The organism is Sulfitobacter delicatus, from assembly GCF_900102535.1.
In the GTDB taxonomy this organism is placed as follows: Bacteria; Pseudomonadota; Alphaproteobacteria; order Rhodobacterales; family Rhodobacteraceae; genus Sulfitobacter; species Sulfitobacter delicatus.
Genome location: NZ_FNBP01000004.1, coordinates 356590 through 382196, shown reverse-complemented (window position 1 = coordinate 382196; position 25607 = coordinate 356590). Strand labels below are relative to the sequence as shown.

At 63.7% G+C, this 25607-nt stretch carries 19 protein-coding genes; 2 read left to right on the top strand and 17 right to left on the bottom strand.

Features of this window, described 5'->3' with window-relative positions:
* From BLS57_RS10370 to BLS57_RS10355, 4 genes are all read right to left on the bottom strand, one after another.
* A partial coding sequence (locus BLS57_RS10370; protein ID WP_093741902.1) for a non-ribosomal peptide synthetase occupies positions 1-7899 on the bottom strand: 7899 nt, incomplete at its 3' end.
* Positions 7900-8000: 101 nt separating this feature from the next.
* Positions 8001-8822, bottom strand: a complete 822-nt coding sequence (locus BLS57_RS10365; protein WP_093741900.1) for an ABC transporter ATP-binding protein — start codon at positions 8820-8822, stop codon at positions 8001-8003.
* A complete protein-coding gene (gene fhuB / locus BLS57_RS10360; RefSeq protein ID WP_093741898.1) occupies positions 8819-10804 on the bottom strand; it encodes a Fe(3+)-hydroxamate ABC transporter permease FhuB in 1986 nt (661 codons plus the stop codon). The genes BLS57_RS10365 and fhuB overlap by 4 nt, the downstream gene beginning before the upstream one ends.
* The gene (locus BLS57_RS10355; protein ID WP_208597552.1) at positions 10801-11721 is read right to left on the bottom strand and encodes an ABC transporter substrate-binding protein; all 921 of its coding nucleotides are present in this window, start codon (positions 11719-11721) and stop codon (positions 10801-10803) included. The genes fhuB and BLS57_RS10355 overlap by 4 nt, the downstream gene beginning before the upstream one ends.
* Before the next feature lie 223 nt (positions 11722-11944).
* On the opposite strand from BLS57_RS10355, the gene BLS57_RS10350 reads away from it, so the two are divergent.
* Entirely contained in the window at positions 11945-12178 is a 234-nt protein-coding gene (locus BLS57_RS10350) for an MbtH family protein (protein ID WP_093741896.1), read from the top strand.
* A gap of 148 nt (positions 12179-12326) precedes the next feature.
* The gene (locus BLS57_RS10345; protein ID WP_139186627.1) at positions 12327-13250 is read left to right on the top strand and encodes a hypothetical protein; all 924 of its coding nucleotides are present in this window, start codon (positions 12327-12329) and stop codon (positions 13248-13250) included.
* Here BLS57_RS10345 and BLS57_RS10340 read toward each other — a convergent pair.
* The 13 genes from BLS57_RS10340 to trbB form a co-directional block, all read right to left on the bottom strand.
* Complete coding sequence (locus tag BLS57_RS10340; protein ID WP_093741893.1) at positions 13247-14503, bottom strand: cytochrome P450; 1257 nt, start codon at positions 14501-14503, stop codon at positions 13247-13249. The two genes, BLS57_RS10345 and BLS57_RS10340, sit on opposite strands and share 4 nt — an antisense overlap.
* Before the next feature lie 245 nt (positions 14504-14748).
* Complete coding sequence (locus tag BLS57_RS10335) at positions 14749-15489, bottom strand: 4'-phosphopantetheinyl transferase family protein (protein WP_093741891.1); 741 nt, start codon at positions 15487-15489, stop codon at positions 14749-14751.
* A gap of 482 nt (positions 15490-15971) precedes the next feature.
* On the bottom strand, positions 15972-16244 hold the full coding sequence (locus BLS57_RS10325) for a DUF2274 domain-containing protein (RefSeq protein WP_093741887.1): 273 nt from the start codon (positions 16242-16244) through the stop codon (positions 15972-15974).
* Complete coding sequence (locus BLS57_RS10320; RefSeq protein ID WP_244153656.1) at positions 16241-17440, bottom strand: TraB/TrbI/VirB10 family type IV secretion system protein; 1200 nt, start codon at positions 17438-17440, stop codon at positions 16241-16243. Before BLS57_RS10320 ends, BLS57_RS10325 begins: the two co-directional genes overlap by 4 nt.
* The gene (trbG, locus tag BLS57_RS10315) at positions 17437-18417 is read right to left on the bottom strand and encodes a P-type conjugative transfer protein TrbG (protein WP_093741885.1); all 981 of its coding nucleotides are present in this window, start codon (positions 18415-18417) and stop codon (positions 17437-17439) included. The genes BLS57_RS10320 and trbG overlap by 4 nt, the downstream gene beginning before the upstream one ends.
* A complete protein-coding gene (trbF, locus tag BLS57_RS10310; protein WP_093741883.1) occupies positions 18414-19097 on the bottom strand; it encodes a conjugal transfer protein TrbF in 684 nt (227 codons plus the stop codon). Before trbF ends, trbG begins: the two co-directional genes overlap by 4 nt.
* Entirely contained in the window at positions 19097-20383 is a 1287-nt protein-coding gene (gene trbL / locus BLS57_RS10305) for a P-type conjugative transfer protein TrbL (RefSeq protein WP_093741881.1), read from the bottom strand. Before trbL ends, trbF begins: the two co-directional genes overlap by 1 nt.
* A 4-nt stretch (positions 20384-20387) precedes the next feature.
* On the bottom strand, positions 20388-20657 hold the full coding sequence (trbK-alt, locus tag BLS57_RS10300; protein ID WP_092059614.1) for a putative entry exclusion protein TrbK-alt: 270 nt from the start codon (positions 20655-20657) through the stop codon (positions 20388-20390).
* A 4-nt stretch (positions 20658-20661) separates the two neighbouring features.
* The gene (trbJ, locus tag BLS57_RS10295; protein ID WP_093741878.1) at positions 20662-21444 is read right to left on the bottom strand and encodes a P-type conjugative transfer protein TrbJ; all 783 of its coding nucleotides are present in this window, start codon (positions 21442-21444) and stop codon (positions 20662-20664) included.
* Positions 21428-23908 carry a conjugal transfer protein TrbE gene (gene trbE, locus BLS57_RS10290; RefSeq protein ID WP_093741876.1) on the bottom strand — a complete coding sequence of 827 codons (2481 nt, stop codon included), beginning with the start codon at positions 23906-23908 and terminating at the stop codon, positions 21428-21430. The genes trbJ and trbE overlap by 17 nt, the downstream gene beginning before the upstream one ends.
* Positions 23909-23912: 4 nt before the next feature.
* Positions 23913-24182 (bottom strand): VirB3 family type IV secretion system protein, encoded by a 270-nt coding sequence (locus BLS57_RS10285; protein WP_093741874.1) that lies wholly within the window; start codon positions 24180-24182, stop codon positions 23913-23915.
* Positions 24182-24508 carry a TrbC/VirB2 family type IV secretion system protein gene (locus tag BLS57_RS10280; RefSeq protein WP_093741871.1) on the bottom strand — a complete coding sequence of 109 codons (327 nt, stop codon included), beginning with the start codon at positions 24506-24508 and terminating at the stop codon, positions 24182-24184. The genes BLS57_RS10285 and BLS57_RS10280 overlap by 1 nt, the downstream gene beginning before the upstream one ends.
* On the bottom strand, positions 24505-25440 hold the full coding sequence (gene trbB, locus BLS57_RS10275; RefSeq protein ID WP_425274342.1) for a P-type conjugative transfer ATPase TrbB: 936 nt from the start codon (positions 25438-25440) through the stop codon (positions 24505-24507). Before trbB ends, BLS57_RS10280 begins: the two co-directional genes overlap by 4 nt.
* Positions 25441-25607 lie beyond the last annotated feature (167 nt).

Genomic DNA, 25607 nt, shown 5'->3' with positions numbered 1-25607 from the left:
CGTCACGAATGCGATGATTTTGCTTGGATTTTTTGTGATTATGGCGGCGGCGTTTTTGATTTTGGGGTGTTTTGCGAGGGTTTTTTCGATTTCGCCGAGTTCGATACGGAAGCCTCTGAGTTTGACCTGGTGGTCTTCGCGTCCGAGGAATTTGATTTCGCCGTTCGGCAGGCGCGTTCCGAGGTCGCCGGTATCGTAGAGGCGTTCTTGTGTCCCGGGATGATGGAAGAAGCTTTTTGCGGAGAGGTCCGGGTCGTTCCAGTAGCCCATGGCGAGGCCGTCGCCGGCGATGTGGAGTCGTCCTGTCGTGTGGACCGGGCAAGGGTCGAGGTCGTCGTTGAGGACGTGGATGCGCTGGTTTGCGAGGGGACGTCCGTAGGGGATGGATGTCCAGTCGGGGTCGATGCGGTTGATGGGATGGGCGATGGACCAGATGGCGGCTTCGGTTGCGCCGCCGAGGGAGATGCAGGCGGCGTCCGGAGCGGCTTTGGCGAGGGCGCCCGGCAGGCCCAGCGGGATCCAGTCTCCCGAAAGCAGGATGTGCCGCAGGCTGGTCAGGTCGGCGGTTGCGGGTGCGGCCTGGAGCATCAGTTCGGCGATGGCGGGAACGGAGTTCCAGACGGTGACGCGGTGGTCCTGGACGAGACGGGCGAAGCATTCCGGTGTGCGGGCGGCGTCTGGGGGCGGGATGACGAGGCTTCCGCCCTGGCCGAGAAGGCCGAAGATATCGAAGATGGAGAGGTCGAATTCGAATGACGAGGCCCAGAGCCCGCGGGCGGTCCGATCGATACGGAAGCGCCGGGTCACGTCGTCGAGCGTCGTGCGGGCGGCGCGGTGCGAGATGGCGACGCCCTTGGGGGCACCGGTGGATCCGGAGGTATAGATGACATAGGCCAGGTCGTCGGGGCCCGCCTGCGGACTGACCGGCAGGATGTCAGGCTCGGTGTCGGGCGGTCCACCGGGCACGTCGATCAGGAGGACGGCGCTCTGCCATCCGCGCCCGCGTTCGATGGCGGGCTGGGTGAGGGCGATGCGGACACCGGCGGCCTTGAGGATTGCGGCGATGCGGGTATCGGGCTGACCGGCGGAGATCGGCAGGAAGGCGCGTCCGGTGGCAAGGATGGCTAGGGCGGCGACGATCTGTTCGGGGCCTTTCTCCATGACCACGGCCACGAGGCGGTCGTCGGCGCAGAGGGTACGATGCAGCGCGTGGGCGGTGGCGCGGATGCGGGCGGCCAACTCGCGATAGCGGATGCTGGCGGTGCCGTGGACGAGGGCGATGCGCTCGGGATGGGCGGCGGCCGCGTCGAGGACGGGATCGTGCAGCAGCCCGTCGGCGCGGGGGGCTTTTGTGTCGTTTGCGCTGGCGATGAGCCGGGTCTCGGCCTCGGGCAGCAGCGGGGCCGGGGGCGTGTGCCACGCGGCCTCGTCACGGGCGAGGCGGCGTATGAGGCGCGTGTAGACATCGAACATGGCCGCGAGCAAGCCCTCGGGGAAGAGGGCGGGGGGGGCATCCCAGTCCAGCGTCAGGGCGGGGCCGTCGGCGGTGGCGATCTCGTAGACCTTGTTGTCCAGCCAAGTTTGCGGGGTCTGGGTGATGGCGTGGACGACCCGGGCCCCGTGGGCGGCCGGATCGAAGCCGGCCTCGCCGAGCAGGCTGGTGAAGACGACGGGCAGCAGCCCGGCGGCCGTTTCGCCCGCACGCTGCGCCAGCAGCCGCTGGACCTCGACACCGGAAAAGGCGCGGTGGTCCAGCGCCTGAGCGAGGTCGTGTTGCAGGCGGCGGGCGCGGGTCTCGAAGGCCGCGCTGCGGGCTGCCTTCATGCCGAGCGGCACGAGGCTTGTGAAGACGCCGAGCATGGTGTCGACCCCGGCGCCCAGATCGTGGCGGCGGTCACCGACGGTGAGGTTCAGGCTGAAGTCGGCTTCGCGGGTCCAGGTCGCCAGTGTCTGGGCATAGGCGGTGAGCAAAACCGCCGAAGGGGTCAGCCCGGCGCGGGCGGCGCGGGCGGCAAGGGCGGCCCAGTCGGCGGGATCGATCCGGTCGGTGAGGCGCGCGAAGCGGGGATCGTCGAGGCTTTCGGGATCGCAGGCGAGCGGCAGGGCGGGCGGCGGCGGCAGGTGATCCAGTCTGGCTTCCCACCAAGCCCGGTCGGCGGCGCGGTCGGCGGCGCGGGCGGGATCGCGGGCCTGGTTCAGCAGGTAGTCGCGGAAACTGGGGGCGTCGGCTGCGGGTGCGGCGGCGTCCCGGGAGGCGGGGTCGCGATAGAGCGCGAACAGGTCGTCCAGCATCAGCGCGGTGCTCTCGCCATCAAGGATCAACGCGTCGATCGACAGGTGCATGCGCCAGTCGTCGCGTGTCACGCGGGTCAGGCGCACATCGAACATCGGCCAGCGGCCCAAGGGCAGGATCTGGTGGGACATTGCCGCGCGTTGGGGCTCGGCCGGGCCTTCGGCGACGGGCAGGACAAAGGTCGCGGCGGTGTCCTCGACGGGCAGGATCTCCTGCGTGCCGTCGGCGGACACGCGGGCGCGCAGCATGGGGTGGCGGGCGATGAGGGTGCGCCAGGCGGCTTGCATGCGGGCGGGATCGAGGGTGTCGAAGGTCAGTTCGGTATAGGCATGGCAGGCGACGCGGCCCAGGGCTACGAGGTCCTGGCGCCCCAGCCAGTAGGCCTCTTGCACCGGGGAAAGCGGGAAGGGTTCGCCGCCGGCGTCGGGATCGGCGGTGAGCGGTTCGGTGCTGTCATCCGGCGCGATCCCGGCCAGACGGCGGGCCAGGTCGCGCAGGCGCGGTGCCTCGAAGACGGCGCGGATCGGCAGGGCGCGCCCGGTCTCCTGGCGCAACCGGGCGACCAGGCGGGCGGCCATCAGGGAATGCCCGCCAAGGTGGAAGAAATTGTCGTCGCGTCCCAATGCCTTTTGGCCGGTCAGTTCCTGCAGAATGGCGGCGATCTGGCGCTCCTGGGGGGTTTCGGGCGGGGCGAAGACCGGTGCGGTGCGGCCAAAGACCGGGGTCGGCAGGGCGGCGCGGTCGCGCTTGCCGTGGGCGGTGAGGGGCAAGCGGTCGAGGGGCGCCAGTGCCTCGGGCAGAAGGGCCTCGGGCAGGTGGCGGGCCAGCGCGGCGCGGAGCGTGTCGGGATCCGGGACGACGGAACCGTCCCTGTCCGGTTCGTCGGGGCGGTACCAGGCGGCGAGACGGGGGGTGCCATCGGGGCCGTCCACGGCGATGACCACGGCCTCGGCGACGCCATCGAGTGCGGACAGGGCGGCTTCGATCTCGCCCGGCTCGACCCGGTGGCCGCGGATCTTGACCTGGTCGTCTTCGCGTCCGAGGAAGCGCAGGCGCCCGTCGGCCCCCCAGAGCCCGCGATCGCCGGTCCGGTAGAGCCGTGCGCCGGCGGGGCCCGTGGGATCGGCGATGAAGCGTTCGGCGGTCAGCTCGGGGCGCCCGAAATAGCCCCGCGCAACACCCACTCCCCCCAGATAGAGCGCACCCGGCAGGCCCGGGGGGCAGGGGCGCAGTGCCTCGTCAAGCACATGGGCGGTGACGCCGGGATAGGGCCGGCCGATCGGCGTGCGTGTGCCATCGGCGGCGGTGACCCATCCCGCGACGGCGCCAATGGTGGCCTCGGTCGGGCCATACTCGTTCAGGACCCGTATCCCGGGCAGTCGGGCGGCGAGACGGTCGAGTTGGGCGGCGCTGAGCGCTTCGCCCCCGAGGATGACATGTTGGAGCGCGGGAGGCGGCACCGCATGGGGCAATGCGTCGAGAAGCGCCAGATGCGCCGGTGTCATCTTGACTGCGGTGACCTGGCTTGCGGCCCCGAATATGGCGGCAAGGGCGTCTTCGGGATGATCCGGATCATGGGGTTCGACAGCCCCCCCGGTGGCGAGCGGCACCAGCAGGCTGGTCAGGGTCAGATCGAAGCTCGGGGCCGTGAAAAGCGGCATCCTGGCCGTGTCGGGGCCGAGAAGCCCGGCCAAGGTCCGAACATATCCTGCGATCGCGCCCTGGGATATGGTGACGCCCTTCGGTGCGCCGGTGGAGCCCGAGGTGAACAGAACATAGGCCGCCTGATCGGGATGGATCGCTGGCCGGTCGGCGCGTGTGAGCGGGGCGTCGTCCAGGGCGGTGCGGGCCGCGGCCGAGGCGGGGCCATCGATGAGAAGCGGCCGGAGCGCCCCCGGCAGCCGCGCGGCCCCGCCGGCGTCGGCCAGGACCCGGACGGGGCGGGCGGCGTCCAGAAGCGCCGCGATACGAGCCTCGGGCGCGCCCATTGGCAGCGGCAGGAAAGCGGCACCCGCCTTCAGGACGGCGAGCGCCGCTTCTGGCAGCAGGGCGGTATCGGCGAGGCCGAGGGCGATGATGTCCTCGGTGCCGATGCCTTCGGCCAGAAGCCGTCGCGCAAGGCGGTTCGCCCGGCCATGGAGCGCACCGTGGCTGAGGGGGACGCCGGCGTCGGGTCCGGGATCGAGCGCAACGGCCCCGGCATGGGCGGCCCCCGCCGCGTCGATCATCTCGGTGAGCGTCGCCGCCGCATCGGCCGGGGTACCGACGGCCGATGGATCGGGCCATTCCCCGGGGTCGGCCCGTGCCAGGGCCCGGGCCTTCTCGGTCTCGCCCGGCAAGGTCAGGTCCAAGGCGTCGATGGCGCGGTCGGGCGCCGCGGCCCCGGCTTCGAGCAGCCTCAGATAGCGCTGCAGGATCTGCTCGGCGGTGGTGGCGTCGAACATCTGCGCGTCATGGACCAGCCGGGCCCGGAGGATGCCGCCGGGTCCCGGCGTGAACGCGAAATCCAGGTCGAACTTCGCGGCCTGGGGGGCGGGCTCGGAGAGGGCGACCGTCAACCCATTGAGCGTGAGGTCGGGCGGCGGCTGGTTGTGCAGCGCCAGCATGGTCTGGAACAGCGGATGCCGTCCGGCGCGGCGCGGCGGGGCCAGCGCTTCTACAAGCTGCTCGAAGGGCAGGTCCTGATGGGTCTGGGCGGCCAGGCAGACCGGGCGGGCGCGCCGCACCAATTTGGCAAGGCCGGGGGTGCCCGAGGCGTCCACCCGAAGGACGGCGGTATTGACGAAGAGCCCGACAAGCGGGTCGAGCGCGGCCTCCGTCCGCCCGGCAAGCGGCACGCCGACAGGGATATCATCGCCCGCGCCCAGGCGGCGACAAAGCCCCGCTAGCCCGGCCAGAAGCACCATGTAGAGGCTGCCCCCCAGGCGCGCAGCCAGCCCGGCAAGCTCTGACACCAGGGGCGCGGGCACGTCGATCGCGACCTGGCCCGCCGGGGCGGGGCCGTCGCGGCCCGGGCGTGCCCGATCCCGCGGCAGGGGCAACTCCTCGGGCAGCCCCGCGAGGACCTCGCGCCAATGCGCAAGCTGGCGGCCGAGGACGCTGTCGGCCTCTCCGGCCCGGCCGAGCGCCGCGTCGCGCCACAGCATATGGTCGGCCGGTTGCACGTCGAGAGGGGATCGGGCCGCCATCCGGGCCTGAACCTGCGCTGCCGTGTCTCCCTCGCGCCGCGCCTCGTAGGCGAGCGAAAGATCGGCCAGCAGCGGCCGCATCGACCAACCGTCGGCGGCATGGTGGTGCACCGCCAGCGCCAGAACGTGGCGCGCCGGGTCAAGCCCGAACAGCCGCGCCCGGATCGGCAGATCGCGACCCAGATCGAAACCCGTCCCGAAAAACCCGGCCATCCGGTCGGCCAGAGCCGCAGCCGCTACCGTCTCTTCCTCCAGCAACGTCCCGGCCGCACCCGGCGCGAGAATGCGCTGGTAGGGCACGCCCTCCTCAGCCTCGATCAGCGTCCGCAGCGCCTCGTGGCGGTCGACAAGATCGCCCAGGGCCGCCGAAAGCGCCGGGATGTCCAGCGCCCCCGAGAGATCGGCCGAAACCCCGATGACATAGGCTGATCCCGCGCCCGTTCCCGCGCCATCTTCAAACCAGAGCCGCGCCTGTGCCGGCGTGGCCGGCAGCCGCGCCGGACGCGCCTGCGCAACCAGCGGACGCCCGGCGCGCGGCGCTGCGCGCAAGACCTCTGCCAGATCCGCCAGAACCGGATGCTCAAACACCGCCCGGATCGGCAGATCCCGCCCCAGACGGGACCGGATCAGAGACACCAGACGCGTCGCAAGGAGCGAATGCCCCCCCAAGCGAAAAAAATGATCCTCAAAGCCGACAGTCGGAAGACCCAGTACCTCGGCAACCAGACCCAGAAGCGCATCGGATCCACCCAGGACAGACCCAGGATCCGAAAGGGATCCCGACCTGCCCCCCAGGTCCTCAGCAATCCTCAGCAACGCCTCGCGATCCAGCTTCCCGTTCGGCGTCAACGGAAAGGACTCCAGAACGAAAACCCGGGACGGGATCATATAAGACGGCAAAAACAGACCACAATACGACTCAAGAGCCTCGTCCGATAAAGACGTGCCAGACGTCGTGGCTGTCACGAACGCACATATCGATCGGCCCCCATGAGGCTCTGGACGGATCAGAGCCGTGGCGTCCCGAATATCCGGGTGGGCGCGCAAGCGCATGCTGATTTCGCCAAGTTCGACGCGATGGCCGCGCAACTTCACCTGATCGTCTTCTCGTCCGTGGTACACGAGGCCGCCATCCGTCCACGCGCAGAGATCGCCGGTTCGGTAAATCCGTTCGCCAGGTTTGCCTAAAGGATTGGCGATGAACCGCGACGCGGTAAGAGGTGCTCGGCCGAGATATCCCCGCGCTAGGCCAGGCCCCGCCACATAGAGAGCCCCGATCTGCGACTCATCGCAGGGTTGCAACATGTCGTCTAACACATAGACGTCGAGATCAAGCAACGCTTCGCCGATCTGTTTGGAGGGACCATCGCGGGCGGTGGTTGAATCGAGTGAACAATGAGTGACGTGAACGCAGGTTTCCGTGATGCCATACATATTCACGATTGAGGGGCCGTCGGTGCCGTGCCGTTGATACCAGCCTTCCAGACGACGGCTGTCCAGGTCCTCACCGCCCAGAATAACTGTGTGGAGAGATCCGGGCAAAGACTGGTGTCTCTCGGCGATGTCCTGGTCAAGGGCAAAAAAGACAGTCGGCGTGAGGTTCAGGATAGTGACGGCCTGATCGTGAAGTAGTCTGATGAAGTCAGGAATTGAACGTGCCTCGTCCTGTGACACGATTACCAGACGACCACCGTAAAAAAGAGCTCCCCAAATCTCCCAGACCGAGAAATCAAAGCCGTAGGAATGGAACAGCGTCCAGCAGTCGTCAGGTCCGAAGTCATAATCGCGCTGCGCCGCGGCAAACAGCCGTACGACCTGCCGGTGTTCGATGACCACGCCCTTGGGCTGACCTGTAGACCCGGAGGTGTAGATGACATACGCGGCGTTTCCTGGGGTGAGCCGTACGGTTCTTTCCTTGTCAGTGGGGGCAATGGCCGGTCGCGCAGCCAGATCGCGTTGCACTATCGGATCGTCTAGGAGGATAGTACCAGATGGGAGCCCTCCCGAATCGGCGGTCAGCGAGATCGCAGTACGTGGCGTGGCGTCTGCAAGGATGAACTCCACCCGCTCCTTCGGGAGCGAGGGGTCGAGCGGCACATAACAAGCGCCTGCCTTAAGCACACCCAGCATCGCCGCGATCAAGTCAAAGCCGCGTGGCAGCTTCAAGGCCACGACGTCTTCGGGACCGATACCGCGGGCAATCAAGGTCCAGGCGATACGGTTCGCGGCCGCATCAAGTTCGTTATAGGAGAGCTCTTTGTCGTTCTGGCAAAGTGCGACATTGTCTGAGAGGAGCCGCGCCTGCTGTTCGAACAGATCCGGGATGGTGTGTTCTAAGGTGACAATGTATCGATGCCGATCCGAATGCCCGGGACCATTACTTCGGTTGTCTTCACTGCTTAAATTATGATCGGACATCCGGGCACTTCCAATCTGGCAATAGTCAATACGGGTCGAGTCGTGGTTTCAAGAAAGGCCTGAAACTGTTGAAACAATTTTTATCAGTTTGGAGGAATGTCTCAACCCAACACACCTACTGTAGGCGCGAATTCATCTAGAGCTGCATAGCAGTAGGGCTTTTTGGTCCCGGGATGCGGCGCAACGAGCATGGGAATGCCGAAGATGCCGGAGAGTTGCTCGGGGGTCATTATCTCTGCGGGTGTGCCTTCGGCAACGACGCGGCCGGCGCTCAAAGCAATAATCCGGTCGCAGTACTGGGCGGCGAGGTTGATGTCATGGAGTATCACAATCGCGCCAATTTTTGTGTCGCGGCTCAATTGTTTCAGAAGACTCAGGATTGCGTGTTGATGTCCGAGGTCTAGGGCGGATGTCGGTTCGTCAAGCATAAGCATTTTTGCTTGCTGTGCGATCAACATAGCGAGCCAGCATCTTTGCCGTTCTCCGCCCGAGAGATTGTCGAGGATTCGGTCGGCAAAGGTGTCCGTTTTAGTTATCCGAAGGGCGCGGTCGACGGCTTCGGCGTCCCGATCAGTAAAGCGGCCAAGTGCACCATGCCATGGATAGCGCCCAATCGATACAAGTTCGCGCACCGTCATACCGGGTGCCGCAGGCACATTTTGGGGCATGTACGCTATCTTCCGTGAAACGGAGCGAGTCGATAGCGACGCCAACGCCTCGTCACCGTAGCTCACTTGGCCGCGGGTTGCAGGAACCTGCCGGGCGAGTATGCGCATCAGCGTCGACTTCCCGGAACCATTTTGTCCGACTAGTCCGGTCACGACTGAGCCAGGAAAGGTGCAGCATACATCGGCGAGTATCGTACGTCCTTCGACATCGAATTCAACATTCTTGGCCAGTACGGATGGAGCACTTTCGGTCATGCAAACCTCCAACGACGTTGAAGCAAAATAAGTAGGACAGGGCAGGAGACGATTGCCGCGGTAACGCCGGTCGGTAGAAGAATCGGAAAGGCAATAGTGCGTGCGGCCGCATCCGCTAGAGCCATCAAGAGCGCGCCTGTCAGGGCGCTTGCGCCGATAGCCAGCGTAGTATTGGCAAGACCCAAGTAGACCACGATAATCGGGGCCATAAGTCCGACGAACGTCAGTGGTCCGACAATCGGAGTTGCGGTGACGGTCAAGAGCGCGGCAATGACCAATAGGGTTAACCTTGCCTTCTTGGTTGGGACCCCGACGGATTGGGCGGTCGGAGCCCCGAGGGGGAGGATAGTAAGCCAGCGGGCCATTAGCAAAACTGGGAGAATGAGAACCGCGGCGGCTACGAGGGCAAATTGTGCCTCTGCCACGCCGACTCCGCTGGTCGAACCTGCCAGCCATCCAAGTAGCAAGATAGCATTTGGATCGCCTGTCGCAGACAACACACCAACGACGGCATCAATGAGCGCGGTCATGGCGATTCCAGCTAGCAAAACCCGCTCAGGTGCGAATCCTGATCTTCGAGCCAATGCAAGGATCAACACGAGAACCGACAAACCGCCAAGGGTTCCAACCAAGTATTGAACTGAGGCGCCGAATGCGCCGAAAAAGAACAGCGCCCCGGCCACGGCCAAGATCACGCCGGCGCTGATGCCCAATATCTCGGGGCTGGCCATGGCGTTGCCGGTCAGCCGCTGCAAGATCAGGCCGGCGACCCCCAGCATGGCACCCGCCGCACAGGCCGCGCTCCATCTGGGAACGCGCCAGAGCCAGACCGCCTCTAGACCGGAAGGACCTAGAAGTTGCCACGCGCCAAACGGCCCGCGCCCGACCAACAGGGTGAGCCCCAGCAGAAGTACAATCGCGATCAACACCAAACTTACCAGACGCGGCGGCAAGACAGGTTTGCCGGCCATGCCGACCGCCAAGGCTTGAGGCGGTGCGAAAAACCGCAGGCGCGGCAACATGAACAGCAGAAGCGGGGCACCCAGCAACGCAGTCACCGCGCCCGTGGGAAGGAATGCAGAGGATTGCCCGCCGAAGACTTGCAACGCGGCGTCGGTTAGCCACAAGAGCATCGCACCCAGCACCCCAGACCAGACCAACCGGTCCCGAAAACGCCGCGCGCCGGCGAGGCGTGCGATCATCGGGGCACATAGCCCAATGAACCCAATTACGCCGACTGAGGCAGTCACGAAAGCCGACAAGAGAACGGCAACGGCAACAGCAAAGAACCTCAACCTGGCAACGCGCACGCCTACGGAGCTACTGCTTTCGTCCCCGATCTCCAGCACCTCAAGCGCGCGCCACAAGAAAATCAGTGGCAGAAGGCTCAACGCTATGCGTGGCACGAGTTCGAGAAACGGTACCCAACTGATCTGGCTGAGCGATCCGCTGCCCCAGACGAATAGCCCAACCAGGTATCGGTCATTCGCAAGGGTGATGATCACTGAAACCGCACCTGCAAAAAGGCTCACGACCAGCCCCGCTAGAACGAGGTTAATCGAGGAGAAGTTGCGGCCGCGGCTCAGAAAAACGACGAGACCCAGGGCCGAAAGGCTGCCTAGGATAGCCACCAGATCACGCCCGATACCTAAACTGGCTGGAATAAAGGCCCCAGTAATTGCGAGTGAAAGCCGCGCCCCGGCATCGACGCCGAGGGTTGTGGGCGAAGCGAGTGGGTTACGCAAGACCTGCTGCAGGATCGCCCCCGAAAACGCTAATGCAAAGCCACACAGGATTGCCATCGCAAGACGCGGCAGAACAGCATGAAAAAGTACCATCTTGCCGACATCATAATCTATCGGCGCCGATAGGCAGTCGCCACCGAATGCGCGGCTGACAAGGACCGCGCACAGTGCCAGATTCATAAGCAGCAAGGGCAAAGCAAGATGCCAGGGTCGAAGTTCTCGCGATCCCATGTTCATGTTGACCGGCTTTCAAGCTCGTCGATCAACAGACGGCCAAACCTCAGCGCGGACGGAAGCGCCCCGAACATAAGGACAGGTGGAAGAATACTGATCCGATCGAAACGGGCAAAATCGAGTTGGGACCAAATTGGACTTTCAGCCAACCTTGGCAAGACACCGGCTGGTACCGGATCGAATGTTACAAGATGCGCGTCGCCGATCGTGGCGAGTTCTTCAATGCCGACCATGTCGAAGCCGAAATAGCCGACTTCGCGGGTCCAGGCGTTTTGCATCCCTAGGCGGGACAAAACATTGTGAAAAAGGCTGGCGGGACCATAGACCCGAACGTGTCGGGAATCGACAAAGGTGACCACTAAGATCGGTCGGTGCTGCAGGGAGGCGGCACGCGCCGCCAAGGCATCGAAGTCAGCCGCTGTCTCGGAAAGAAAACGGCTCGCCTCGGCATCTCGGCCAAGGCGGACTCCTAAATCCCGAGTAACGGTCTCGCGGAGCGCCAGCGGAGAACCGGTGTCTTCATAGATTGACAGGTTGACTGTCTCTGCGATCAGTTCGATCTGCGGGGCAAGGCGTTGCAAGAACGGGGAGATCAGAACCAGATCAGGTGAGAGATACGCCAGAAGCTCGAAGTTTATTTCTTGCTGAAGACCAAGGTCAGCGGTTGTGGCGGGCAAAGCCGGTTCGACGACAAATCGCGGCCAGTCGGCCGCGGCAACCACGGCAATCGGATCATGCCCGAGAACAATCATCGTTTCGGTCAGGGCCCAATCAAGTGCCGCGACGCGCGGCTCCGCTGGGGCCGACCATACTGGTCGAGCCAACAGGGCTGGCGTTGCAAGCAAGAGTGCCCGCCGACCAAGATCAACGGTTCTCAAGCACTTATCTGGCGCGGCGATACCCAAGTCGGCGTTTCCCATGATTCTTGTACAGACGATTGTTGCCGGGGCAGGCACCTAGCCACAAGAGCACTACTTGCAATCTTGATGGCGTGTGCTCGTTCAAGAGGCTCGGGGGCGGGGTGAGCATATCCTTGTTGCATTTTTTTGCTACTGGAGAAAGCATGGCACAACAGGTTCAAGAGGCATGCAGTGGTTGCGCTCGGGCGTAAGCCCATCAAGCCTTTGAAGGCGAGGAACGGACATGAACCCATTTGACAACGAGGAAGGCACATTTCTTGTGCTTATTAATGATGAAGGCCAGTATTCCCTTTGGCCACATGCCATGGACGTACCGCCGGGATGGAGCCAAGTCGGGCCGATTGGGCCTCGCGCCGAGTGCTTGTCCTACATCGAGGAGAATTGGACCGACATGCGTCCGCTTAGCCTTGTCCGGCAAATGGAGAAGGACGCGGCAGAGAGAACGCTTAAGAAGTAATCATTAGAGGATGTAGAGACAGGAACGGTGTCATTTGAGTGGTCAATACACGCGCTGCGATAGGAGACGGTAGTTCGGTATCATCTTCTGTTCCCGTCAGGATAAAGCGCTGTATATTGACGCTTGGACTTCGATTTGGAGGCAGGCCTTGGAAGTTCTTTCAAACATGTTGGCTATAGATTTTTTCGTTTCGGTTTTTTCTGGTGTGCTCGCCAGCCTAATCGTTCTTTTCGCAGCCTATTTCTTGTTTGAGCGAAGGTTTCAAAAATACCTGAATGAGCATTTCGATCAACTAAAGGAACCTACGAGACAAGTCCTTTTTGAACGTTTGGTTCGCGAAACGCTCTTCATTACAACCTGTTGCGACAGAATGGTTTCCTTTTCAGAAGAAGAACGATTGATAGGCGAGGACGGCTGCTGCATTGTCGATGCCCCGGTTCTTAATGATCGTTATCATGTCAATCTTGGCTGGGCTTACATGAGTTCCATCCACTTCAACGAGCAATTGTCGCTGTTCAGCGGGACGCTGGACCATGAAAAGGTTAAGAAACTTTCCGAAATCTCATTTGGCGTATCTCAGTTACGACAAACGCTCAATTACCTACGCCAGTACGACGAGGGCTTCATCGATTCTCTCGACTTCTTCGCCCCTCAGGACGACGATTTTGCTGAGCCGCCCTCATTGTCGAAAATTTCCGCTGACTCTTTTGAGGCGGCCCAAATAGATTTTTTGGGTCAAGAATTCCGTGTAATAAAAAGTGTCAAAGAACTGTCGGATAGAGATACTATATGGAAAAAGTACTTTGCAGTGAATATTCATAGTCTGCTATGGGATGCGACGCGGCTTTGTTTGTTGCTGGAGGATTTCGCCAGGTCGATGCAGTTTTCGGTCGAGAAGGTCGAGGCTGAAATGCGGGAAGAGGGCCTAGAAGTTTTTCGGATTGCCGATCGAAAGAGCATCATTGAATCCAAGCGGAATGCGATCGTTGACGAAGGCCTCTATCTTGTGAAACACGTTCAGCGGCCAATGAAGATCAAATCCCAGCCCCCGATTGATTTGTCCGAGGGCTAAAGTAACCCTACCGATATGGTGCTATACCCGGCAAAGTAGTTTGACATCGTCCTTTTGGGCAGTGACAAAAGGTTAACATGTTCAAAGCGTTTCAACATCGCCTCAAGCAAAACACGCAACTGCATCTCCGCCGCATGGCGTCCGATACAGCGATGTATGCCGTGTCCGTATGAAATGTGGTTACGGGCGTTGACGCGTATGACGTCGAAGTCATCACCGTTGCGAAAAAGTGATTCATCGCGGTTGCCGGAACAATACCAAAGCACCACTCGGTCTCCCCGTCTGATGTGCGCTCCGTGAAATTCGACATCTTCCGTTGCCGTTCGCCGCATATGTGCCAATGGCGTCTGCCATCGGATCACTTCCTGCACCGCGTTTGGCACGAGCCCCGGCTCTTCACGCAGCCGCTCCCAGGCTTCCGGATACCGGTTGATCGCCACGACAATCGCAGACGCGGCGCTGCGAGTGGTTTCACCCGCGCCCACGATCAGACTGACTGTGCCCATGAAATGGTCAATGTCGTCAAGCAGTTCGTTCCCGTAGGGTCGTTGGCTCAGCAGGGACAGGAGGTCGCGCGCGGTCGGGTCATCACGTCGTTCCAGCGAGACACGGCGCAAGAAGGCATCGAAATTGGCGAGTTGATCTTGGCGGCTCTGATAGCGTGAGTGGGTGGGGTTCTCTGCTTCGAAGTCGATGAGTAGGTTCGACCATTCGATTAACGCTGCAACCTGTTGTTCGTCCAGATCAAAGAGCGCACCGATCATCCATGACGTTAGCTTTGCCGAGACGTCCTGTACCCAATCAACGGGTTTGCCCAAAGGCAATCCAGCAAGGAGTGATCCAATGTGTCGTCGGCAAGATTGCTCCAACTCTGAAAGAGCCGCCTTTGAGAAGCCAGGTGCGACGACTCTTCGCCATTTCCCGTGATCCGGTGGGTCCGAGACCATGAATGCCGGAAACCGGAAGCTCTCCGGGATGTCGCCGATGATTACGTTGTGGCGCGACGAAAACCGGCGATGATCCGCATTGATTGCTTTAATATCCGTTGCTCGTGTAATGGACCAGTAAGGACCGAATGGGCTATCCGCGCAGAAGTGAACCGGATGCTCCCTTCTTAGACGTGCAAATAGGGGTATATGCGAGCCCTCGGAAAAACGGCGGATATCGCCTATGTCCAGTTGGTCCAAACTCACGCCTCGGGCAAGGCTTTCTGCGCTGGTCTCATGCGCTTTTAATTCGGCCTGTATCGACATTCACTCACCATCACTGACTTCGTCGAGTTTGTCTTTCGTCCAGACGGTTCTCTGTCAGTACAAGACCCGTCTCTGTGCTTAAAAATGATTGCAGCGAGATACGTCGACTTGTCCCTCTTTAGCCAGTTTCTACATCGCCGACCTCTATCCTCGAACTTGATAATTCATAGTAATTTGACTCTAGCAGAAACCGACAATGGCCACTACGTGTTATTCGGCCGGTCGCACAGGACAACGCTGACGCCTCAGGCCAGCGAGACGAGATCAGATTTCAAGCGCCGCACCGCGATCTCAGTGGGGCAGGATGGATCTAGCGCAAGGGCTAGATGATGGTTTGGCGTGGGCCGATAGAGCCTGATGTGCCAGTTCAGGTTCTCCGGCGCAGAAAGAACATGTGCCGATGCGCCGGAACTGTCGATCTGCAGGGCGACGGTGTCCGGTGCCATCGAAAAGCCGCGGCCGCAGGCTTTCATGCAGGCTTCTTTCGCCGTCCATAACGCGAGGAAATGGTCAAGCTGCTTAGTTTTGCATAACTCGCTAAAGTCCCGGAGTTCCCGAGGATGCAGTGCCGTCGCGGCGAGATCCTGTAAGTCTGGCATTGCCTTTCGAAATTCGGCATCGACACCACAATCCATGTCATGCGTCACGACGCAAGCGACCAATCCTTTGGTGTGCGTTAGATTGAACCTGAGGCCCGAGGTCGCTCCCACTGGACCGGCGATTTCAGGTCGACCGTTTTGGCCGGGCGCAAAGCACCAGGCGTCTGGCGATACGTCGCGATATTGAGACAAGGTAATGCGCAACAAGGCGTGAGAAAGCAGGAACAGCATGCGGTCTTCTAAGAAAAGAAACTGATCGAGTCTGGCGCACTCACCTGCATCCAGCAGACCTAAGAACCGCGACGCCGTATCGGGATCGGGTGGTTCGTTGCCTGCAACTATCCACAAGTGAGCGGCGTTGTTAAGGTCCGGCGCTGCGTTGCTCATCAAAGTACCCGAGGCGGGGGAGGACGGAGAATTTTTCGAACATGGTCCATGGTGTAATTGGACGCAAGTTTCGGGCGAAAGCAACAACCGATCTATCCCATGCACACGTCAACAGTTGTTGAGGCATGGGGTCAAAGCAGGTTGACATACGCCGATGGTCGATCATCGCGCGTTGTTCGATTCTGACCCGCGTTGCCTTCCGGACGGGATGCTCTTTGCTGTGCAAGTCACTTGCCGGCAGCAGCTCTACAAACGATCCGGGAACACCGTCTCTCAGATGCGTCAGCACGAACCGGACGGCGACATTTTGCGGTATCAGTTGCATATCCAAAGAACTTCGTAACGCCGGTCGGTTACGTTGGCGCGAGCAAATATGATGGAGGACCGGACCGACTCCCTAGCAACCTGAGGCGGGTAGGGCGCACCGTTGTGCGATCCGTGTGCAATGCGATCTGCCAAGAGACTTGCGATTTCACAGATACTTAGCCGTGATCGGTATCCAGAGGCTTCGATGGGTCTGGTTTCTTGCGGTTCGCCCTCGATCCTGTTTTGCGCGCTGCGGCGAACCCGCGGTCAGTCGACATAAAGCGGTCGAGCATGGGTGCGACGAGGCGGGCGGGCTCAAGGTCCTGGCCGGTCTGTTGGCCGAGGACAGCCGCGTAGTCGCAAAGGTCACGGTGCACGTCGGCGGGAAGCTCCACGGTCAGCTTGACCGGTTTGTCGTCATGGATCGGACCAAGCTTCAGCTTCGTCATCGGACTTCTCCCAAGGGCTCGAGGATCAGGTCGCGCGTGACCATGACGCGGACGGGGAAGCCCGGGCGGATGGTCAGTGTCGGCGGGACGGCGAGCTGCTGCCGGACGATCTCGTCCCCGGTCCGTCCGATGGTGTCTTGAGCGGCCTCGCGGATGGCACGGGCGACGTCATCCTCGCTGTCGGCTCCGCTTTCCAGGCCGAGGTTCAGGATCGTGGCGAGGCCAGCGGCCAGGAAGACGCGACCCCAATGGTAGTTCACCCGGTCCTGGAGGCCGGACGCGCCTGTTCCGTCAGTGCCGGGCGCGCGTTCCAGCACAATGGAGCGACCATCCGGAAGGATGAGGCGGGTCCAGACCAGAAGCAGGCGGCTTTGTCCGGATGCGATGCGGCTGTCATATTCGCCCAGAAGCCGAGCGCCTTGCGGGATCAGCAGGAACCGCCCGGAGGGGCTGTCATAAACATTCGAAGTCACCTGGGCCGAGATCTGGCCGGGTAGATCGGAGCGCAGGCCGGTGATCAGGGCGGCCGGGATCACCGTTCCGGCCTGCAGGATGTAGGGGCTGGGTGGCGGCGTCATGCGATGCGCACTGACGGTGTCCGTGTCTCCGGGACGGGTGAGGAAGGTCTCTCGGCCCGAAATCGGATCGCTTGCCGTCGGGCTGCCCAAAGTGGAGGGGAACAGCGCGCCGGTTGCGGCGGCCGTTGGTGTGGCCTGTGCTCCGCCGCGCGGCACGGTTTGCGCCTCGGCGAAAAGGGCGCTCAGCCGGGCGGCGTCGAGTTCCTGAAGGCGGCGTTGTTCCTCCGGATCGACTGTGGGGGCCAAAGGACCGGAAAGGGGCGGTGCCGGGACCGGCTGGCCGCGATCTTGCGCTCCAAGGATGGCGCGGCCCAGTTCACCGGGTAAGGGTGGGCCGAGACGCGGGACATCGGCGTAATCCCGAGGCAATGTGGACAGCCCCTCAGCCGCCTGAATTCGTTCGGTCGAAAAGAGCTCGGTCTGGGTGCCCTCCTGCCGGTTGTTCTGCAGCGCCACGATCAGGATCGCGCTCAGACCCAGACCGCCGATTGCGGTGGCAAGGGCGATGGCCCGGCGGGACAGGCGCATGACACGGGGCGGATCGGGCCGGAGACGGAGCTCCTGGGCGATGTCTTCCTCGGTCCGTGGCGGCTCTTGCATATCAGGGGTTTGTGTCATCGCTCCACCTCTGGCTGGGGCGCGCGCGGCGGGCGCTGGTCGCCATCCGTCCGTACGATCCGCACGACCTGCTGTTGTCTTTCGCCGAGACGCAGTTCTGCGGCCCCGAAGAGCCGGTCCACGATCAGCACGTTGCCATGCACGCGGGTGTTGACGATCTGGCCGCGTCCATCCGCGCCGATCACGAAGAGCGGGGGCATTTGGCCCTGGGCGATGCCGGGCGGGAAGACGACATAGACACGGCGCCCGTCGTCGAAGACCGAGACCGGCCGCCAGGGCGGGGCATCGCCCTGCAAGCCGTAACGGTAGTGCCGCTCGCCCTCAGGCGGGATCGCCGGACGGCGAATTGTCGGGGTGCGGGGCTTGGATCGTACCTCCGGATAGGCCCATGCGACGCTGGGCATCCAGGTTTCCTCGTCGGCGTGCAATTCGATGTGATAGGTGCGCCGGTCCGTGTTCACGACGAGATTGCTGGTGATGTCGGGGCGGGTGGGTTTCACGAGGATATGGACGCGCTCGGTGCGGCCTGCGCCGCTCGTGGTGTCGCCAATGATCCAGCGCGCGGTGTCGCCTGCTGCGATCGGGCCGGGGCCGGTCAGGCGTTCGCCGGGTTCGAGCGCGATATTCGTGATCTGGCCGGGTGCTGCATAGATCTGGTAGAGCGCGCCTTCGCTCCATGGGAAAACCTGCATGGCGTTGTAATAGCCCTGCTGGCGGGGCTCGACGCGGGCGGCGGCATTGGCGGCGATGATGCGGGCTTCCGGTGTGTTCGCTTCCGGATCGCCGCCGCGGGAGGGCGTCCAGGCGGGGGGCGTATGAACCGGGCGGGGCGGCCCCTCGGCCGGGGGTGGTGCCGGCGGCGGAGCGAGGGCCGGAACGTGGTCGTCATAGGCGATTTCGGGCGGACGTTGCCCCGTGCAGGCGGTCAGCGCGGTGGCCGCGAGGAGAAGAACGGGGATGGGGCGAAGTCGGGTCATTGGGCATTCTCCCTCGACCAGTTGATGGCATGGACATAGACGCCAAGCGGGTTTGCCCGCAGGCGCTCCGCATCGCGCGGCGGCTGGATCACGACGGTCAGGATGGCGGTCCAGCGTTCGGTGGCGGCGAGCTGACCGTTCTCGTAGCGGCGCTCGATCCAGGCGACACGGAAGCTCGACTCTGATGCACGGATGACGCTGGAGACCTCGACGGATACTTGTGTGTCACCAACGCTGGCGAAGGGATCGTTCACCCGGGCATAGTCGTTCAGCGCAATCCCGCCGCGATCCGTGGCGAAATCGTAGGCACGAAGCCAGTTCTGGCGCAGCACGATCGGATCGGCCGGGACCTGCCGGACATGCTCGACGAAGCGGGCGAGGTGCCAGGCGATCTGCGGATCGGTCGGGCGATACTCGGCGAGCGCCGGGGCGACGGCCTGTGCCGCACCAAGATTGTCGACCTCGACCACGTAGGGGACGACGCTGCTGCGCGTCGTTTGCCAGGCGAGCGCCGCGCTAAGCCCGGCGGAGAGGGCGAGGCAGCCCATCGCCATGAGGCGCCAGTTGCGGGCCTGCACACGGGCCGAGCCGATGCGCTCGTCCCAGACCTGGGCGGCCTTCTGGTAGGGGGTGACGGGCTCGGGCGTGGTGCCGTAGCGGACACTGGGACGTCGGAACATCAGGAGGACCTTTCGGAGAGGCTGACGACCGTGCCGCCGCCGCCATGATCGCCGGAGCGGAGTGCATGGGCGGCGGTTGAGAGGCCGTGCTGGAGGGATTGCTGGCGCTTCATCCGGCGCGCCCAGTCGGGCGGGCCGTCATTGGCCGGGGCGGGCAGGGCGCCACCCGCCATCCGTCCCCCGGTTGCGGCATAGGCTGCGCGGGCACCGGACTGCGCGCCTTCCGAGATTGCGCGTCGAAGCGGGCTGAACGCGGCGACGGCACCGGTTTTGCCGACCGCGGCCACGCCACCGACGGTTTTTCCGAGGCCTGTGCTGCGCGAGGCCGCGCCGAGCTGGTATGCAGTGGCGGTTCCGCTGCCGACAGCGCTGGCACCGCGCAGGGCGGCACCGCCAGTGCCCAGGGCCATCCGGGTCCCGGCCACACCAGCGACGGCAGCCCCGCCCACGGCGATACCGGTGCCGACTGCGGCGCCTGCACCGAGCTGCGGACCGCCCGAGACGATGCCATTGGCGATGCCCGGTCCGAAGATGCCAAGAGCGAGGAGCGCCAGTGCGCCGAGGACCACCGACATGGCGTCGTTGATCGTGGGTTCACCCGCGAACCCGGCGGTGAATTCGCTGAAGATGGTGGAGCCGATGCCGACGATCACGGCCAGCACCAGCACCTTGACGCCGGAGGAAATGACGAGGCCCAGCACGCGTTCGGCCATGAAGGCGGTCTTGTTGAACAGGCCGAAGGGCACGAGGATGAAGCCTGCCAGCGTGGCCAGCTTGAATTCGATCAGGGTGACGAAAAGCTGGATCGCGAGGATGAAGAACGAGAGCAGGACAACGAGCCAGGCGAAAAACAGGATCCCGATCTGAATGAAGTTCTCGAAGACGGCGACGAACCCGGAGAGGTCGGCGATGGAGGCGAGAATCGGCTGACCGGCCTCGAGCCCCACCTGCGCGATGCGCCCGGGCTGCAGCAATTCGCTGGCGGAAATGGTGCCGCCGGTGGCGACCAGGCCAAGGCCCGCGAAACTGTCGAAAACGATCCGGGCCAGTGTGTTCCAGTTGCCGATGATATAGGCGAAGATCCCGACAAAGAGAGTCTTCTTCACCAGCCGGGCAATGATGTCGTCATCCGTACCCCAGGCCCAGAAGAGGGCAGCCAGCGTGATGTCGATGACGATCAGCGTGGTGGCGAGAAAGGCGACGTCGCCGCCGAGAAGGCCGAAGCCGGAATCGATGTAGGAGGCGAAGACCTCGAGAAACCGGTCGATGACACTGACGCCGCCCATCGCCTCACTCCGTCCCGGCCGGCTCTGGAGCCAGATCGAAGAAGCGCTGCCGGGCCGCCTCCCAGGCGGCGCGGCATTCTGTGTCGGTGGCGTAGTCTTCGGGCGTCAGGTCACGGCAACGCGCGAGGGTGCCGCGCAAGGCGTCATCCCTGACCACATGCCCGGTGTCGGTGGGCAGGATCGTCTGGGTGAGTTCCACAGCGGCGGCGAGGGCGGCAAGGCCGCCGATACCGAAGGCGATCAGGCGCAGAGTTCGCGGGGTGTCGAGGGCCATGCGCTTACTCCCCGAACAGCCGTACTGTGCCGGGGGAGTAGCCGCCGCCGTAATCGAGGAACCGGGCAAGATTCTCGCGGCCCTGCGCCTCGGCCGAGGCGATCCGGGCGGCTTCCAGCGCTTCGGCGCGGTTCTGCGCCGCAAGGGCGGCGGTCAGATCGGCGATCTGTGTCGATTGCAATGCGAGCAGCTGGTTGCCAGCCTGTGCGACCTGCAGGGCCCCAACGGCTCCTTGGCTTTCGCGGATGAGCGCGTCCATCTGGCTGCGCGCACCGTCGATATTGCCGACGACCCCCGCCTGCACGCGCAAGCTGTCCTCGAGGCCCGCGACCGAGGTCTCCCACCGTTCGCGCGCGCCGGCGATCATCGCATCGAAATCACCCTGGGCTGCTGCAGCGCCGTAATCCTGCGCAAAGGCCTGTTCGATGGTGGCGACGTCGAAGGCGAGGCTCTGGGCATCGGCCAGGAGTCGCTGGGTTTCGCCGATGGCGTCCTGCAGTTGCGCCAGCGAGGAATGCGGCAGGTTCGCAAGGTTCAGCGCGTCGTTCATCAGCATCTGCGCCTGGTTCTGGATCTGCGCGATCTGGTTGTTGATCTGCTCCAGCGCGCGGGCGGCCGAGAGGATGTTTTCGGCGTGGTTCCGCGGGTCGTAGACGATCCGGCCACCGGCCCCGAAGAAGAAGGCCTGGGCCGGTGTCGTCAGGACCGGTGTCAGGACGAGGGCGCTCGCTATCAATGCGGCGGCGAGTTTGCGGGGCCGGGCAGGGCGCTCAGGATTGTGGGTCATGTTCTGTCTCCTTTTGGTCAGGGTGAGGGGGTGCCGGATCGGCTGGTGCGATGTCGGGCCCGAGCAGGTCGATGGCCCAATCAAGACGGCGATGGCGCAGCCAGCCGGCGGCAAAACCATCCCGGCCATGGGTGGCGAGCAACTCGCTGATTGCGGCCTGATCGCCCTTGGAGGAGGCGGCGGTGAAGGCCAGCGCCACCTCGCCGAGGCCGAGCGAGAAGAGCCGGTTGCCGCGGCGCGACTGGCAGTAGTAGTCCCGCTTAGGCACCGCGCGGGCGACAATGTCGATCTGGCGGTCGTTCAGCCCGAAGTTCTGGTAGATCCGGGCGATCTGGGGTTCGAAGGCGCGCTCGTTGGGAAGGAAGATCCGCGTGGGGCAGCTCTCGACGATGGCAGGCGCAATGAGGGACCCGTCGATATCGGCCAGCGATTGGGTGGCGAAGATCACCGAAGCGTTCTTCTTTCTCAGCGTCTTCAGCCATTCGCGCAGCTGCCCGCCGAAATTGGCGTCATCGAGCGCAAGCCAGCCCTCGTCGATCAGGATCATGGTGGGCCGCCCGTCGAGCCGGGCCTCGATCCGGTGGAAGAGATAGGCGAGCACAGCGGGGGCGGCCGCTGATCCGATCAACCCTTCGGTCTCAAACGCCAGCACCTCGGCGCTGCCCAGGTCCTCGGCCTCAGCATCGAGAAGCCGACCGAAAGGCCCGCCGAGGCAGAAGGGCTTCAGCGCGCGCTTCAATTCGGTTGATTGCAGCAGGACCGAGAGGCCGGTCAGCGTGCGTTCCTCCATCGGGGCCGAAGCGAGCGAGGTCAGCGCCGACCAGAGATGGTCCCGCGCGCTTGGGTCGATCGTCGCGCCTTCCCGTCCCAGGATGCCGGCGAGCCAGTCCTGCGCCCAGGCGCGTTCGGACGCGTCTTCGATCCGCGCCAGTGGCTGCAGTTGAATCGCCGGTGCCTCGTCGGCCAGCGCATCGCCCAGGTTTTCCCAATCGCCACCCATGGCGAGCGTGGCGCAGCGGATCGAACCGCCGAAATCGAAGGCGAAGACCTGCGCACCCGGGTAGCGGCGGAACTGCAGCGCCATCAACGCGAGCAGCACCGACTTGCCCGCCCCGGTTGGGCCGACGATCAAGGTATGGCCGACATCGCCCACATGGGTGGAGAAGCGGAACGGGGTCGTGCCGTCGGTTTCGGCGTGGAACAGTGGCGGGCCGTCCAGATGGTCGTTCCGGTCCGGCCCGGCCCAGACGGCCGAGATCGGGATCATATGGGCGAGGTTCAGCGTCGAGATGGGTGGCTGACGGACATTGGCATAGAGATGGCCGGGCAGGGACCCGTGCCAGGCCTCGAGCGCGTTCAGGGTTTCCGGGATGCAGGTGAAATCCCGCCCCTGCACGATCTTCTCGGCGGCCTTCAGCTTGGCCTCAGCGGCTGCTGCGTCCTCGTCCCAAACGGTAATCGTGGCGGTGACGTAAGCCGCGCCCGCCACATCGGCGCCGAGTTCCTGCAGCGCCTCGTCGGCATCCGCCGCCTTGTTGGCCGCGTCGCTGTCGAGCAAGGTCGAGGCTTCGTTGGTCATCACCTCCTTGAGGATCGCAGCCACCGATTTGCGCTTGGCGAACCACTGTCGGCGAATGCGGGTGAACACCCGGGCAGCTTCCGTCTTGTCGAGGCAGATCGCGCGGGTACACCAGCGATACTCGAAGCCTTGCGCGTTCAACTCGTCGAGCAGTCCGGGCCAGGTGGCGCTTGGCAGGCCGATGATGCTCAGGGTCTTGAGATGCGCGGCCCCGAGCCGAGGTGTCAGTCCACCCACCAACGGATCATCGGCCAGCACCGCGTCCAGATGCATTGGCACCTCTGGCACGCGGAGGCGTTGGCGCCGGGTTGACACGGTCGAATGCAGATAGGTCAGGGTCTCGGTATCGGAAAGCCAGGCGATTTCCGGCATGAACCCGTCGAGCAGATCGGTCAGTCGGTCGGCCCGGCTGACAAAGCCGGAGACCAAGTCCTGGGGCTTCGTGCTGCGATCCGGGGCGTTTTCGAGCAGCCAGCCTTCGGCGCGGCTCGCGTCGTCAGCGGGCGGCATCCAGACCAGCGTCAAAAAATACGCGCTCTCGAAATGCGCTCCTGCTTCTTCGAATTGCGCGCGGCGTTCGGCATCGACAAGGGCCGAGACCGGATCGGGAAACTCGGAGGCAGGATAGTCCTGCGCCGGGATCCGCTGCGCCTCAATAAATACGGCCCAGCCGGAACCGAGCCGACGTAGCGCGCTGTTCAGCCGGGCCGATGTGGCGACCAGTTCGGCGGGCGTGGCGGAATCCAGATCAGGCCCCCGAAACCGCGCCGTGCGTTGCAGGCTGCCGTCCTTGTTCAGGATGACGCCGGGCGCGATCAATGCAGCCCAGGGCAAAAAATCGGCCAGTAGGGCGGATTTTGAGCGGTATTCGGCCAGACGCATCATCGGCTCAGACCCCGAACCAGGACGGGTAACGGAGATGTCGCCGCGCCACTTCGGCGATCTGTGCGTCCCGCTTCGCGGTCCATACTGCGAGGAGGTGGCCGACCAGCCAAAATGCGAGGCCTACGAGCCAGAGCCGTAAGCCTAGCCCGATGGCGGCCGCCAGGGTGCCATTGGCAATGGCGATGGTGCGGGGAGCACCGGCCAGCAGGATCGGATCGATCAGGGCGCGGTGCACCGGCGCGAAATAGCCGGGAATGTCGGTGGGGTTCTCCATCAGATCAGCGCCCCGCCGCCAAAGGAGAAGAAGGACAGAAAGAAACTCGAGGCCGCAAAGGCGATGGATAGGCCGAAAACGATCTGCACCAACCGCCGGAACCCGCCCGAACTGTCGCCAAAGGCCAGCGTCAGCCCTGTGACGATGATGATGATCACCGCGACGATCTTGGCGACCGGGCCTTCGATCGACTCGAGGACGGATTGCAAGGGGGCTTCCCACGGCATGCCGGACCCGGCGGCGAGCGCCGGTTCGGGCAGGGCAAAAGCGATCAGGCCGAGCGCGGTTGCGCCAAGGGCTGTGCGAAATGATGGCAGAAGGGTCATGGATGGCTTCCTTGTATTGATGGGAAAAGGGGGGTGAGGGCGTAATCGCCCGAGGCGGTCAGGCCGGTGACACGCGCCAATTCGGACAGGCGACGTTCGGCGCCCCGTCCGGACAGAACGGCGATCAGGTCGATGGTTTCTGCGATCAGCGCGCGCGGAACTGTCACCACCGCCTCTTGGATCAGCTGTTCGAGCCGTCGCAGTGCGCCAATGGCGGACCCGGCGTGGATCGTGCCGATCCCGCCCGGATGGCCGGTGCCCCAGGCTTTCAGGAGGTCGAGCGCTTCCGGTCCGCGCACCTCGCCAATGGGGATGCGATCGGGGCGCAGGCGGAGCGAAGCGCGGACCAGATCGGACAAGGTCGCGACCCCGTCCTTGGTGCGCAGGGCCACGAGGTTGGGGGTTAGGCATTGCAGCTCACGCGTGTCCTCGATCAAGACCACGCGGTCCGAGGTCTTGGCGATCTCCGCCAACAGCGCATTGGTCAGGGTCGTCTTGCCGGTGGAGGTCCCGCCCGCGACAAGAATATTGGCCCGGCTGGTGACCGCGTCGCGCAGGTGACGAGCGGCATCGGCCGTGAGAATCCCGCCGGAAACATAATCCTCAAGCGTGAATACCGCGACGGCGGGCTTGCGAATGGCAAATGTGGGTGCAGAAACCACTGGGGGCAGCAAACCTTCGAAGCGCTCGCCCGTGTCCGGCAATTCAGCCGATACACGCGGGGCCGCGGGATGGACCTCCGCCCCGACATGATGGGCGACAAGCCGGATGATGCGCTCGCCATCGGCGGGAGACAGCACCGCGCCTGTATCGCTCAGCCCATCGGCCAGCCGGTCAACCCAGAGCCGCCCGTCAGGGTTCAGCATCACCTCGACGACGCCAGCATCCTCGAGCCAGGCGGCGATGCCAGGCCCAAGGGCCGTGCGCAACATGCGTGCGCCGCGGGACGACGTCTCGGTTTTGAAAGGGGTAACGCTCATGATTGGCCTCGCGATGGATCACGAGACCGATCAAGAAGACCGCTATTGGCCTACGGGCAACAGCTGTGAAGGCGTAGTAGGGGCGTGGAGCACCAAGACAGGTCGACTGCGATGTTGAA

Excerpts from the sequence above, each read along its gene's own strand:
- BLS57_RS10365 (WP_093741900.1), bottom strand. The coding sequence starts at position 8,822 with ATGACCGAAAGTGCTCCATCCGTACTGGCCAAGAATGTTGAATTCGAT.
- fhuB (WP_093741898.1), bottom strand. The coding sequence starts at position 10,804 with ATGAACATGGGATCGCGAGAACTTCGACCCTGGCATCTTGCTTTGCCC.
- BLS57_RS10355 (WP_208597552.1), bottom strand. The coding sequence starts at position 11,721 with ATGGGAAACGCCGACTTGGGTATCGCCGCGCCAGATAAGTGCTTGAGA.
- BLS57_RS10350 (WP_093741896.1), top strand. The coding sequence starts at position 11,945 with ATGAACCCATTTGACAACGAGGAAGGCACATTTCTTGTGCTTATTAAT.
- BLS57_RS10340 (WP_093741893.1), bottom strand. The coding sequence starts at position 14,503 with ATGTCGATACAGGCCGAATTAAAAGCGCATGAGACCAGCGCAGAAAGC.
- BLS57_RS10335 (WP_093741891.1), bottom strand. The coding sequence starts at position 15,489 with ATGAGCAACGCAGCGCCGGACCTTAACAACGCCGCTCACTTGTGGATA.
- BLS57_RS10325 (WP_093741887.1), bottom strand. The coding sequence starts at position 16,244 with ATGACGAAGCTGAAGCTTGGTCCGATCCATGACGACAAACCGGTCAAG.
- BLS57_RS10320 (WP_244153656.1), bottom strand. The coding sequence starts at position 17,440 with ATGACACAAACCCCTGATATGCAAGAGCCGCCACGGACCGAGGAAGAC.
- trbG (WP_093741885.1), bottom strand. The coding sequence starts at position 18,417 with ATGACCCGACTTCGCCCCATCCCCGTTCTTCTCCTCGCGGCCACCGCG.
- trbF (WP_093741883.1), bottom strand. The coding sequence starts at position 19,097 with ATGTTCCGACGTCCCAGTGTCCGCTACGGCACCACGCCCGAGCCCGTC.
- trbL (WP_093741881.1), bottom strand. The coding sequence starts at position 20,383 with ATGGGCGGCGTCAGTGTCATCGACCGGTTTCTCGAGGTCTTCGCCTCC.
- trbK-alt (WP_092059614.1), bottom strand. The coding sequence starts at position 20,657 with ATGGCCCTCGACACCCCGCGAACTCTGCGCCTGATCGCCTTCGGTATC.
- trbJ (WP_093741878.1), bottom strand. The coding sequence starts at position 21,444 with ATGACCCACAATCCTGAGCGCCCTGCCCGGCCCCGCAAACTCGCCGCC.
- trbE (WP_093741876.1), bottom strand. The coding sequence starts at position 23,908 with ATGATGCGTCTGGCCGAATACCGCTCAAAATCCGCCCTACTGGCCGAT.
- BLS57_RS10285 (WP_093741874.1), bottom strand. The coding sequence starts at position 24,182 with ATGGAGAACCCCACCGACATTCCCGGCTATTTCGCGCCGGTGCACCGC.
- BLS57_RS10280 (WP_093741871.1), bottom strand. The coding sequence starts at position 24,508 with ATGACCCTTCTGCCATCATTTCGCACAGCCCTTGGCGCAACCGCGCTC.
- trbB (WP_425274342.1), bottom strand. The coding sequence starts at position 25,440 with ATGTTGCGCACGGCCCTTGGGCCTGGCATCGCCGCCTGGCTCGAGGAT.